At 65.6% G+C, this 11,932-nt stretch carries 8 protein-coding genes and 1 pseudogene; 6 read left to right on the top strand and 3 right to left on the bottom strand.

Going from position 1 to position 11,932, the window contains the following annotated elements; genetic code table 11:
* The 5 genes from EN781_RS12050 to EN781_RS12030 all read left to right on the top strand — a co-directional run.
* The coding region (locus EN781_RS12050) for a Gfo/Idh/MocA family oxidoreductase (protein WP_145965487.1) at window positions 1–828 on the top strand (828 nt) is incomplete at its 5' end.
* Window positions 825–1,733 (top strand): sugar phosphate isomerase/epimerase, encoded by a 909-nt coding sequence (locus EN781_RS12045; RefSeq protein ID WP_126053930.1) that lies wholly within the window; start codon window positions 825–827, stop codon window positions 1,731–1,733. The genes EN781_RS12050 and EN781_RS12045, both read left to right, overlap by 4 nt.
* Window positions 1,734–1,849: 116 nt before the next feature.
* Window positions 1,850–2,863: a substrate-binding domain-containing protein gene (locus EN781_RS12040; protein ID WP_126053931.1), complete on the top strand. Its 1,014-nt coding sequence runs from the start codon at window positions 1,850–1,852 to the stop codon at window positions 2,861–2,863.
* Window positions 2,864–2,952: 89 nt separating this feature from the next.
* On the top strand, window positions 2,953–3,750 hold the full coding sequence (locus EN781_RS12035; RefSeq protein ID WP_126053932.1) for an ATP-binding cassette domain-containing protein: 798 nt from the start codon (window positions 2,953–2,955) through the stop codon (window positions 3,748–3,750).
* The gene (locus tag EN781_RS12030; RefSeq protein ID WP_126053933.1) at window positions 3,747–4,793 is read left to right on the top strand and encodes an ABC transporter permease; all 1,047 of its coding nucleotides are present in this window, start codon (window positions 3,747–3,749) and stop codon (window positions 4,791–4,793) included. Before EN781_RS12035 ends, EN781_RS12030 begins: the two co-directional genes overlap by 4 nt.
* A gap of 6 nt (window positions 4,794–4,799) precedes the next feature.
* On the opposite strand, the gene EN781_RS12025 is transcribed toward EN781_RS12030, so the two are convergent.
* The 3 genes from EN781_RS12025 to EN781_RS12015 all read right to left on the bottom strand — a co-directional run bounded on the left by EN781_RS12025 (window position 4,800) and on the right by EN781_RS12015 (window position 10,677).
* Complete coding sequence (locus EN781_RS12025) at window positions 4,800–7,490, bottom strand: UvrD-helicase domain-containing protein (protein ID WP_126053934.1); 2,691 nt, start codon at window positions 7,488–7,490, stop codon at window positions 4,800–4,802.
* 128 nt (window positions 7,491–7,618) lie between these two features.
* Complete coding sequence (locus EN781_RS12020; RefSeq protein ID WP_245455443.1) at window positions 7,619–8,899, bottom strand: FAD-dependent oxidoreductase; 1,281 nt, start codon at window positions 8,897–8,899, stop codon at window positions 7,619–7,621.
* A 137-nt stretch (window positions 8,900–9,036) separates the two neighbouring features.
* Entirely contained in the window at window positions 9,037–10,677 is a 1,641-nt protein-coding gene (locus tag EN781_RS12015) for a helix-turn-helix transcriptional regulator (RefSeq protein WP_126053935.1), read from the bottom strand.
* Window positions 10,678–10,912: 235 nt separating this feature from the next.
* Here EN781_RS12015 and EN781_RS12010 point away from each other — a divergent pair.
* Window positions 10,913–11,932 (top strand): annotated as a pseudogene (locus EN781_RS12010) (PQQ-binding-like beta-propeller repeat protein); the annotation flags it as partial.

Here is an 11,932-nt window from a genome sequence, read left to right as displayed (position 1 = left end):
GTGTTCGACGTCGTCGTTCCCGCCGCCCGCCGTGACGTCGCGCTTTCGGCCTTTGCCCACAACTGCCATCTGCTCACCGAAAAGCCGCTGGCCGACACTCCGGACAATGCCCGCGCCATTGTCGAGGCGGCGCGTCGCGCCGGGCGTGTTCATGCCGTCGTGCAGAACCGGCGCTATGTCGCCAATGTCCGGCGCATCCGTCGCTTTCTCGACTCGGGCGCCATCGGCAAGCCGACCAGCATCCATGCCGATTTCTTCGTCGCACCGCATTTCGGCGGCTTTCGCGAGGAGATGGCGCATGTGCTGCTGCTCGACATGGCGATCCACACCTTCGATGCCGCCCGCTACATGGCCGCCGGCAAGCCGGCCAGCGTCTACTGCCAGGAGTGGGAGCCGGCCAGTTCCTGGTACCGGCAGGGATCGTCGGCCAGCGCCGTCTTCGATTTCGGCGGCGGCAAGGTCTTCACCTATGCGGGCAGCTGGTGCGCCGACGGCTTCCGGACCAGCTGGGAAGGAAGCTGGCGCATCGTCGCCGAGCGCGGCAGCCTGCTCTGGGACGGGTTTGACGGGCTTAAGGCGGAGGTTGTGACGCCGGGCCGCGACGGCTTGTTCGACAAAACCCAGCCGATCGATGTGCCGCCGCTCGACGCATTCGACCGCGTCGACGGTCATCTCGGCATCATCAGGGATTTCATGCATGCGGTCGAGACCGGCACCGAGCCGGAAACGCGCGGCACCGACAACATCAACAGCCTGGCCATGGTCTTCGGCGCGATCGAAAGCGCCGAGACCGGACGCAGGGTTGCGATCGCCAGGGAAGCGCAATGATGGCAAACCCGCTCCTTGACATCAGGATCGGCACCATGGTCAGGGCCAATCTCGACGACCCGGCGGCCTACATCAAACAGATCCTGCCGCTCGGTTTCGAGAGCATCCAGCCGTTCTTCTGGCAGACGCTTGGCGGCAAGGACCTGCCGCGGCTCGCCGGCCAGATCCGCGAGGCGATCGGCGATGCCGACGTCACCATCTCGTCGATCGGCGTGTTCGGCAATCCGCTGGAGAGCGGCGAGGTCGATCGCGGCGTGCTCGCGGCCTGGGAGACGGTCATCGACCATGCGCATCTGTTCGGCGCTTCCACGGTCAGCGGCTTCACCGGCCGCATCCGCGGCAAGCCGCTGACCGACAGCCTGCCGCGCTTCCGCGAGGTCTGGGGGCCGCTGGCGAAGCGCGCCGCGGACAAGGGCGTGCGCATCGCCTTCGAGAATTGCGCCATGGACGGCAACTGGGCTGCCGGCGACTGGAACATCGCCCACAATCCCGACGCCTGGGAGCTGATGTTCAATGAATTGCCGGATGACAATCTCGGCCTCGAATGGGAACCCTGCCATCAGCTCGTCTACCTGATCGACCCGATGCCGCAGATCCGCAAATGGGCGCCGCGCATCTTCCATGTCCACGGCAAGGACGCCACCGTGCGCTGGGACGTCATCCGCGAGCACGGCGTGTTCGGCCGGCTGCCCTTCGTGCAGATGCGCACGCCGGGCTTCGGCGACAGCGACTGGACGCGGGTGATCAGCGAATTGCGGCTGGCCGGCTACAAGGGCGCCATCGACATCGAGGGTTGGCACGACCCGGTCTATCGCGACGACCTGGAGATCACCGGGCAAGTGCGCGCGCTGGATTATCTCAAGCAATGCAGGGGAGGTGCCAGCTACCTGCCAAATCCGATGTGAGGCCAAATTTGACGTGAGTGGCCGGCGGGAGGAGCCGGCCGGCCAGTTTTGCGGCGCACTGCCGAAACGAATGTCGAAAACCCTCGCTTGGCGAGGAAACAAAGGGAGGAACGTGCATGAGCATCGCGTTGAGAACGACACTACTGCGCACGACTGTCGTGGCCGCCGCCACGGCGCTTGCCGCCGCCATTTCCACCTTGCCGGCGCAGGCGCTCGACGCCCAATGGTGCAAGGACGTCCACATCCGCTTCTTCGTCGGCGGCGCCGAGGGCGACGCCTTCGGTACCATCGTCTATAATGGCGCCAAGCAGGCGGCGGCCGATCTCGGCCCCAAGGTTGACTACATCTTCTCCCAGTGGGACGTCGAGAAGATGGTGCAGCAATTGCGCGAGGCGGTTGCGGTCAAGCCCCAGGGCATTGCTATGATGGGCCATCCGGGCGACGCCGCGATCATGCCGCTGGCCGAGCAGGCGCACAAGGACGGCATCAAGATGATGTACCAGAACGTGCCGGTGCCGAAGGTGGTGGCGGCGTTCGGCGGCGGCTATGTCGGCGCGCAGCAGGAGCAGCAGGGCCGCGCGCTCGGCGCCGAGGCGTTCAAGCTGGCCGGGCTCAAGGCCGGCGACAAGGCGATCATGATCGGCCCGTTCGAAAACGAGAGCCGCGGCGCGCGCGAGCGCGGCACGGTCGCGGCGCTGAAGGAGGCCGGCGTCGAGGTCATCCAGCTGTCCTCGCCGCCGAGCGGCGAATGGGCGTCGGACCCCAACCTCGCCATTCCGGTGATCACTGCGGCACTGCTCAACCATCCCGACGTCAAGGCGGTTGGCTATCCCGGCGGACAGATGCTGGGCAACGTGCCGACCTACATGCAGGCGGCGGGGCGCAAGGCAGGCGAGATCTTCAATTTCGGCTTCGACACCAGCCCGCAGATCGTCGAGGGCTTCAAGGGTGGCTGGGTGCAGTTGACGGCCGACCAGCAGCCGTTCATGCAGGGCTATCTGCCTATCCTCAGCCTCTGCCAGCAGGTGGTGCTGGGCCTCGCGCCGATGAATGTCGACACCGGCGCCGGCTTCGTCACGCCGCAGAATTACGAGATCGTCGCCGAGCTGGCCAAGCAGGCGCTGCGCTGACCTCCCAAGGCTGCCGGCCGGGATTTCGCCCGGCCGGCGGGACCGCCGGCGAGGAGGCCGGCAAGACAGACAATCCGAGCGAGGATCGCATGGGCGAACGCATCATCGAACTGCGCGACATCAAGAAGTCCTATGGCCAGGTCTATGCGCTTGGCGGCGTCAACCTCAGCGTCGACCGCGGCGAGGTGGTCGGCCTGATCGGCGACAATGGCGCCGGCAAGTCGACGCTGATCAAGATCCTGTCAGGCGTGGTCAAGCCGACCAGCGGCGAGATCCTGGTGCGCGGCAAGCCGGTCAGCGGATGGAGCGCGGCGCGCTCGCGCGACGCCGGCATCGAAACGGTGTTCCAGGACCGGGCGCTGGCCGTGCAGCAGACGATCGTGCGCAACATCTTCATGGGCCGCGAGCTGACCGGCTTCATGGGCTGGCTGAAGGTCGGCAAGGAGATCGAGGAGGCAAGCCGGTTGATGCGCGAGATCGGCTTCACCTCGAAAGTGTTCACGCCGCATTCGATCGTCGGCCAGCTTTCGGGCGGCGAGCGCCAGGGCGTGGCGATCGCGCGCGCCATCTACAAGCAGGCAGAGCTGATCATCCTCGACGAGCCGACGACGGCGCTGTCGCTGACCGAGACCGCCAAGGTTTTCCACTTCGTGCGCCAGGTGCGGGCGAGCGGCCGCTCGATCCTGTTCATCGGCCACAACATCCACCACGTATTCGACATTGCTGACCGCTTCGTGGTGCTCGACCGCGGCAAGGTGGCGCTGACCGCCGACCGCAGCCAGATCAAGTCGGCGGAAGATCTCATCAACTTCATGGAAGACGTGGCGCATCCGGGCGGCCTGCCCGGACTGCACGAGGCGGGCGAAGCGGAGCAGGGAGCGCGATGAGCAAGGCCATGGAACCCGATCTGCAATCTCCCCTGGGAAGAACAAGCGGCCAGGCAGGCAAGGAATGGAGCCATCCATCCGACCACTGGCTGCGCGGCTTCGTCATCGACAACCGCGCCGCGCTCGGCACGCTCGGCGTGTTCATCTTCATGATGGCGGTGTTCATCATCGCCAATCCGACGGTGTTCACCACCTGGTATCTCTACAGTTCGGTGCTGACGACGCTTCCCGTTGCGCTGTTCGTGGTCGTGCCGCTGGTCTTCGTCGTCACCTGCGACGAGATCGACCTGTCGTTCCCGGCGACGATGGGTTTTGCCTCATGGGTCTTCGCGCTGGTCGTGCAGGCCGGCTACGATCCGTTCCTCGGCATCGCCGCCGCGCTGGTCACCGGTACGCTGCTCGGCTTCCTGGTCGGCTCGCTGGTCGTCTATGGCGGACTGTCGTCGCTGATCGCCACGCTCGGCATGAATTTCCTGCTGCGCGGCCTGATCCAGATTATCAACGAGGGCAGGTCGACGGCGCTGACCGGCCTTGCCGACAGCTCAGCCTACAAGATCTTCTCGAGCCAGCTCTGGGGCATCCCGGTGCAGATCTTCTGGGCCATCGCCTTCGTCGTTTTCTCGGCGCTGCTCTACAACCGCCACCGCTTCGGCGCGCAGGTGAGGGTGGTCGGCGACAATCCGGACAGCGCCAAGCAGATGGGCATCGACGTCAAGCGCGTCAAAGTCAAGGTGTTCGTCTTCACCGGCATCGGGGCGGCGATCGCCGGCACCTTCTCGGTGATGATCAACTTCACCTGGTGGCCAACGGCCGGCGACGGCTATCTGCTGCCGGTGCTGGCCTCGGTGTTCGTCGGCGGCACGCCGACCTGGGGCGGCATCGGCACGGTGGTCGGCGGCGCCATCGGCGCGGTGACCGTGTCGTTCATCCAGACCGGTGTCGTGGCGGCGGGGCTGAGCGGCTTCTACGTGCAGTTCTTCAACGGGCTAATCATCATCCTGTCGCTGCTCGGCCATAAATGGAACCAGGCGCGGTATCGGTGAGGCTACTCAAACGCCGGTGACAAACCCGTCCAGAACGCGTTTCTGGCCGGCCTTGTCGAAGTCGATGGTCAGTTTGTTGCCTTCGATTGCCGCAATGTTGCCGTTGCCGAATTTCTGGTGGAAGACGCGGTCGCCGACGCTGAAGGCCGACGGCTTGTCGGCGACGGATTTGGCGACCAGCTCGCCGTCGATGGTGCGGCCCTTGACCGAGGTGCGGCCGGCGCCGTAGCCTGAGTCCGTCTCGCCATAGCCGATGCGCTCGACCTGGTGGCCGGAGCGCGTGCCCCAGTTGCGGTCGGTGGCCTCGGTGCGGTTGGCCTGCGCGCGCTGCCAGCCCGGCGTCGAATAGGTGTTTGAGAAGGATTTTTCCTCGCCGACATTGTCGAAGCGCGAGGCGCCGTAGGGGTTTTGCCGGCCGCCGCGCCCGGATGCGAACGAGCCGCCGCCATAGTTGTTGCCGTAGCCGCCATAGGAATTGCCGCTCTCGGCGATCTCGACATGGGCTTCCGGCAATTCGTCGAGGAAGCGCGACGGGATCGTCGATTGCCAGAGGCCATGGATGAGGCGGTTGGAGACGAACCAGATGTGCAGGTTCTTCTTCGCCCGCGTCAGCCCGACATAGGCAAGGCGGCGCTCTTCCTCCAGCCCGGAGCGGCCGCCTTCGTCGAGCGCGCGCTGATGGGGAAAGAGTCCTTCCTCCCAGCCGGGGAGGAAGACTGTCTCGAATTCAAGGCCCTTGGCCGAATGCAGCGTCATGATCGAGACCGCGTCGAGCGACTCGCTCTGCTCCGCCTCCATCACCAGTGCCACATGTTCGAGGAAGGAGCGCAGCGATTCGTACTCCTCCATGGAGCGGACAAGCTCCTTGAGGTTTTCCAGCCGCCCCGGAGCTTCCGCCGAGCGGTCGTTCTTCCACATGTCGGTGTAGCCGCTCTCTTCCAATATGGTCTCGGCGAGCTCGGTATGTGGCGTGGTCTCCAGCGCCTTCTGCCAGCGCTCGAAATTTGCCGCGACCTCGCGCAGGGCGGCGCGCGGCTTCGGCTTCAGCTCGTCACTTTCAGCGAGGTTGCCGGCAGCTTCCAGCATCGGGATACGGAGAGCGCGCGCCGTGTCGTGGATCTGACGGATGGTGGCTTCGCCGAGCCCGCGCTTCGGCACGTTGACGATGCGCTCGAAAGCGAGGTCATCGCCGCTGTTGGCGACGACGCGGAAAAAGGCCAGCGCGTCGCGGATTTCCATGCGCTCGTAGAAGCGTGGGCCGCCGATGACGCGGTAGTTCAGACCGAGCGTGATGAAGCGGTCCTCGAAGGCGCGCATCTGGAAGGACGCGCGGACCAGGATCGCCATGTCGTTCAGATTGTGCTTCTGACGCTGGTAGGCCTCGATCGCCTCGCCGACGGCGCGCGCCTCTTCCTCCGAATCCCAGGCGGCATGGACATGCACCTTGTCGTCTTCGGGGTCGTTTCGGTCGGTGAACAGCGTCTTGCCGAAGCGGCCTTCGTTAAAGGCGATGAGATGCGACGCGGCGCCGAGGATATGCGCGGTCGAGCGGTAGTTGCGCTCCAGCCTTATGATGGTGGCGCCGGGGAAATCCTTGTCGAAGCGCAGGATGTTGTCGACCTCGGCACCGCGCCAGCCATAGATCGATTGATCGTCATCGCCGACGCAGCAGATGTTGACGGTGGCCGGGCGGGAATTCCCCTCCCCCTTGAGGGGAGGGTGGCCGGGCGAAGCCCGGTCGGGTGGGGTCCTCGCGGCAGTGCTCGACGCCCCTGTGCTCGATGACCGGGCGGTGCCTTCTGCGGCGACCCCCTCCGCCCACTTCGCGGGCACCTCCCCCTCAAGGGGGGAGGATTGCGGCCGCTGCGCCAGGAGCCGCAGCCACATGTATTGGGCCGTGTTGGTGTCCTGGTATTCGTCGACGAGGATGTATTTGAAGCGCTTGTGATAGTCCTTCAGCACGTCCGGATAGGCGCGGAAGATGCGGATCGGGTGGCAGAGCAGGTCGCCGAAATCGCAGGCGTTCAGGGTCTGCAGCCGCTCCTGATAGGCCTTGTAGAGCTCGCGGCCCTTGCCGTTGGCGAAGCTGCGGGCGTCGCCCTCGGGGATGTCGGCGGGGCCGAGGCCCTTGTTCTTCCAGCCGTCGATCATCTGGGCGAACTGCTTTGCCGGCCAGCGCTTGTCGTCCAGCCCCTCGGCCTGGATCAGCTGCTTGATCAGACGCACGACGTCGTCGGTGTCGAGGATGGTGAAATCGGATTTCAGCCCGGCAAGCTCGGCGTGGCGGCGCAGCAGCTTGACGCCGATCGAGTGGAAGGTGCCGAGCCACGGCATGCCCTCGACACTGCCTTCGCCGATCAGATGGCCGATGCGCTGCTTCATCTCGCGCGCGGCCTTGTTCGTGAAGGTGACGGCAAGGATCTGCGAGGGGAAAGCCTTGCCGGTGGCGAGGATGTGAGCGATGCGCGTGGTGAGCACGCGCGTCTTGCCGGTGCCGGCGCCGGCCAGCACCAGAACAGGGCCTTCGGTTGTTTCGACAGCCAGCCGCTGCTCGGGATTCAGCCCCTTCAGATAATCGGGCGCGCTGTTTTGGCCGCTGCGGGCGGCCATGGCGCGCGCAGCTATGCCGGACGGGGCTGCTGTGGGCCGCGCATTCGGTTCGTCAAAGAAGGGCATGTCTTCCGAAAACCCGGACATTGCCCCCGAATGTAGTGATTCGGCAGCGAAAGACCAGAAGTGTCTCCGTTTTGTTCTGGTTAGCGACAGGATTTGCCGAGCGCGGTGTCTCTTCGGCCTCGGCAATTGCCTCAAATCCTTGTCGTGCCTCATCCGGCGGCTGCCCGCATGCGCTCGCCGATCTTGTCGGCCACGTAGCCGGCATCGCGCGCCGCGCCATGGATCATGGTGGAGGAGGGCGAATGCTGGAAATGCAGGCCGCAGACATACAGTCCCGGCTCACCTTCGACGGCACCGCGATATTGCTTGACCCGGCCGCTGTCGTCGAAGATCGGCAGCTTGATCCAATCGAGCCCGGCCCGGAACCCGGTGCACCAGATGATGTTCGAAACGTCTAGAAGCTGGCCGTCGTCGAGCAGCGGTTTGCCGTTGCGGGCACCGGCGACGCGGGCGACCCGGCGGACGCCGGCGCCGTCCAGATCCTGCCGCTTGACCCGGATCAGCGGCAGGCCATGAGAAAGATGCCCCGGCTTCGCCTTGCGGCCCATCGGCGTGTCGACCGTAAGCAGACGGTGGAAAACGATGCGGAAGACGAACGGAAGGACCGCGCGCATCGCGAAAGAGCCATTGTAGGCGACCGGGATGTGGCCTGGGTGGCGGCCCGACAGCCAGACCTGGTGCGTTCCCGCGACATCCATGGCTATTTCAGCGCCGGAATTGCTGGCGCCAACCAAAAGCACGCTGCCCGGATTGAGCTGCACGGGATTCTTGTAGGCGCTTGAGGACAGTTGCCGGATTGACGGATCGAGCGACGCCGCGAAATCCGGGATCTTCGGCTTCTGGTAGCTCGAGGCCGCGGCGACGACGTGCCTGGCGATGTAGCGGGTCTGGCCGGCCGTGACGACGTAGAGCTTGCCGGAGCGGGTTACTTCGTCGACCTTGACGCCGGTGCGCACCGGCAAGGCAAACCTCCGCGCATAGGCCTCGAGATAGTCGGCCATCTCGTCCTTGGTCGGGAATGAATAGCGGGCAGCGGGGAAGGGCATGCCGATCAGACCGTCGAAGCGCGCCGGCGTGAACAGGCGCAGCGAATCCCAGCGCGAGCGCCAGATGTCGCCGACGCGTTCGCGGCCCTCGAGAATGACGAACTTCACCCCCTTGCGGGCGAGGTGATAGCCAACGGAAAGGCCATTTTGGCCGGCGCCTATGACCACGACGTCGACATGTTCTTCCCTGAGAGCAGGCCGCGTTTCGTCGCCTGATGGCATATCGCTGCCGGTTGCCCGCAGCGCATCGGCCTCCAGATGCATGAAGGCCGCTCCCGGTTCCAGCAGCGTGCCGGCGCGTGTCCTGGTCTCGGCGATGCGAATGTTGTGACGGCCGCGCATTCCCTGCATCGTGGCCGGTCCGGATGTCGAAGTCGGGGTCATGATCGCTCCATTTGGTTCGTCAGTCATGGACCAGAAATAGCGGAACGGCGCGGCGGCGCTTCGGGGAGACACCTCACGGCGGAAGAAAATGCGATGGGGATTTTCCCCCATGCCCTCAGGTCAGATGTTTTTCTGGGTCAGATGAGCCCGTTCTGAAAGGCGTAGGCTGTCGCGGCGGCGCGCGAGTTGACCGCCAGCTTGTCGAAGATGTTGCTGAGATGCCGGTCGATGGTCTTTTCGCTGAGGCCGAGCTCGGTCGCTATCGACCTGTTGGTCCTGCCGGTGGCGACCAGGCCAAGGACTTCGATCTCGCGCCCGGTCAGGCCGTGCGGGCGCGAACTGGCCGGCCCGACCAGAGCCGTGACGCGGGCAAGTTCCGGCGCGGCGCCAAGCGTGGCGAAAACGGCGCGGGCGGCATCGAATTCGAGCTCGGTGCCGTCTTCGTCGCCAAGCATGCGGCAGGCCTGCCCTGCAAGCACGCGCAGCCGCGCCTCGAGATAGGGAGCGCCGGCACGCTGCCAGGTCGTCAGCGCGGCGCGGAAATGGCCGAGCGCGGTCGCGGCGCTGCCTTCGTGCAAGTCGATCTCGCCTCTCGCCTGCGAGGCCATCGCCGCCAGGATGTCGGTCGCGAAACGGGTGGCGATCGCTTCCAGCTCCTGGCAGGCGTCGCGTGCCTCCTCGATTGCGCCGGCTGCGATCATGATCTCTACCCGCGCCGGCAGCAGGCGGGCGCGGCCGAGTGGAGCCTTGGTCGTGGCGAGCACGCGGCGAAGGGTTGCCGCAGCCTGTTCGGCCCGGCCCTGCGCCAGCCGCAGCAGCGCCATGCCGGGCTGCGGTTCGAGCCCGAGCCGACTGGCGGTGCGGTAAAGGTCCTCGGCGGCGGCGAATTCGCCACGCAGACGATGGATTTCGGCCTCCTGATAGGCCGCTCCGGCCGCCGCCTCGCTGGCGGTGGTATGGGCCAATGACGTCGTCGCGCGGCGGGCCTCCGTGATTGCATCCTGCCAGGCGCCGTTCAGTTCCATGATCTCGGCGCGGTGCAAAAGGCAGACGCCGTTGAACTGGACGAGCTGCGGCTGCGCGCCGCACCAGTTCGATAGCGCCTCGGTCCATTCGCGCGAGCGGTCGAGCGCGTAGACCTGCCGGCACGCTGCGATGAGGTTGCAGTAGATCAGGCCGGTGACGATGGGCGAAAGTTTTCCGTCGACCGCCGGCAGCATGGCCTCGTCGAGCGAGGCGATGCCTTCGTCGATCCGGCCCTGCCGCACAAGCGCGCGGCCGAGATAGCATCTGGCGAAGGCGACGAGGTCGACGTCGCAACAGCGCTCGCCGATCGCCAGCGCCTGACTGGCCAGCCGCTCCGCCGCCGGATCATTTCCCGTCATGAGCTCCTTTTGGGCCGCCAGCAGCGTCAAATAGCCATGCGCGGCGCATTCGCGGCCGAAGCCGTCGGCCAAGCGCTGAGCCTGCTGGATGCAGGCGCTGGCGTGGCCTTCCTCGCCCAAGGCCAGAAGCCGGAAGCCGCGGAAGAATGCCCAATACGCTGCGCGGTCGTAGCGGCCGGCTTCGACATAGGTCTCGAACAAACGGTCTCCGGCGGCCAGGCTGTCCTGGTCGCGGTCGAGCATGGCGGCCGACCAGAGCAGCCGTTCCAGATCGTCCGGGCCCAGCGGTGCCAGATCGTCCGTTGCACGCAACAGCTCAAACGCATCCGCCCAGTCCCGTTGCTCATAGGCGTGACGGGCCCGTTCCAGCAGCAAGGCGGCCTCGGCTTTCATCGGCAAAGCATAGCATTGCCAAATAACTGGCAGAAGAATGGCAGATGCCAGGCTTCGTCAAGTCGGCGTGAGCGGCCGGGGTGATGCTTACTTTATGCCGTGCTGATTTGACACCGCACGCAGGGGGGCCGAAAACTGCGGCGGCGAGATGAAACAGAATCGAAGGCGCGTTACGGTTGTGCTTCGTGACAGCGGTTTTCGATCGCCCGCCTGCTGCGCATGAAGGAGTGTCGTTGTGGCAACTATCCTCACCGCTGTGGTCCTTGCTCTCATCGGTCTGGTTCTCGGCGGCGGCGGCATCCAGTTGGCGGTGCTGGGCGGTAGCTGGTACTACGTGATCGTCGGCCTTGCCTTCCTCATCACCGCCTTGCTGCTCTTCAGGCGCAATTCCATTGCGCTCTGGCTCTATGCCGCGATCGTGATCGGCACGCTGTGCTGGGCGGTCTGGGAAGCGGGCTTCGACTGGTGGGATCTGGGCCCGCGCGGCGGCGTCATCGTGCTCCTGGCGCTGTGGCTTTTGACACCATGGGCGAGGCGAGGGCTTAGCGGTCCAGACGGGCGCGCGCCGCTGATCCTGGCGGTGCTGGCCTCGCTAGCCGTGGCCGGCTATTCGATGACCGCCGATCCCAGGGACATTGCCGGCGAGCTTAACGCCGACAAGGTGACGCCGACGGCAGATCTCGGCGGCAATGTGCCGGAAGGCGAGTGGCACTTCTACGGCCGCACGCCCTACGGCCAGCGTTTTTCACCGCTCAACCAGATCACCGTGGACAATGTCGCTTCGCTGCAGCCGGCATGGACCTACCGCACCGGCGACGTGAAGGGTCCGGACGACATCGGCGAGACGACCTATCAGGTGACGCCGCTGAAGATCGGCGACGCGCTCTTCATCTGCACGCCGCATAATTTCGCCATCGCCATCGATGCGGCGAGCGGCAAGGAGAAATGGCGCTTCGACCCGAAGATCAAGCTCGATCCCAACCGGCAGCACCAGACCTGCCGCGGCGTGTCCTATTATGCCGACGGCAAGATCGCCGCCGGCCAGCCATGCGCCGCGCGCGTCTATCTGCCGACCTCCGACGCGCGGCTGATCGCGCTCGACGCCGCGAACGGACAGGTGTGTGCCTCCTTTGCGGAGGGCGGCACGCTGAACCTGCTCGCCAACATGCCGTATCCGAAGTCGGGCTACTACTATTCGACCTCGGCGCCGCTCATCGTCGGCGGCAAGATCATCGTCGAAGGCGCGGATGACGCC

Origin of the sequence: Mesorhizobium sp. M4A.F.Ca.ET.090.04.2.1 (assembly GCF_003999085.1) — a bacterium.
GTDB lineage: Bacteria > Pseudomonadota > Alphaproteobacteria > Rhizobiales > Rhizobiaceae > Mesorhizobium.
Note: the sequence above shows the minus strand (reverse complement) of the source record. Positions and strands in the feature narration are given on the sequence as shown.

Bases quoted from the DNA above. Each gene is read 5' to 3' on its own strand.
- EN781_RS12045 (WP_126053930.1), top strand. From the start codon at position 825: ATGATGGCAAACCCGCTCCTTGACATCAGGATCGGCACCATGGTCAGG.
- EN781_RS12040 (WP_126053931.1), top strand. From the start codon at position 1,850: ATGAGCATCGCGTTGAGAACGACACTACTGCGCACGACTGTCGTGGCC.
- EN781_RS12015 (WP_126053935.1), bottom strand. From the start codon at position 10,677: ATGAAAGCCGAGGCCGCCTTGCTGCTGGAACGGGCCCGTCACGCCTAT.
- EN781_RS12035 (WP_126053932.1), top strand. From the start codon at position 2,953: ATGGGCGAACGCATCATCGAACTGCGCGACATCAAGAAGTCCTATGGC.
- EN781_RS12020 (WP_245455443.1), bottom strand. From the start codon at position 8,899: ATGACCCCGACTTCGACATCCGGACCGGCCACGATGCAGGGAATGCGC.
- EN781_RS12030 (WP_126053933.1), top strand. From the start codon at position 3,747: ATGAGCAAGGCCATGGAACCCGATCTGCAATCTCCCCTGGGAAGAACA.
- EN781_RS12025 (WP_126053934.1), bottom strand. From the start codon at position 7,490: ATGTCCGGGTTTTCGGAAGACATGCCCTTCTTTGACGAACCGAATGCG.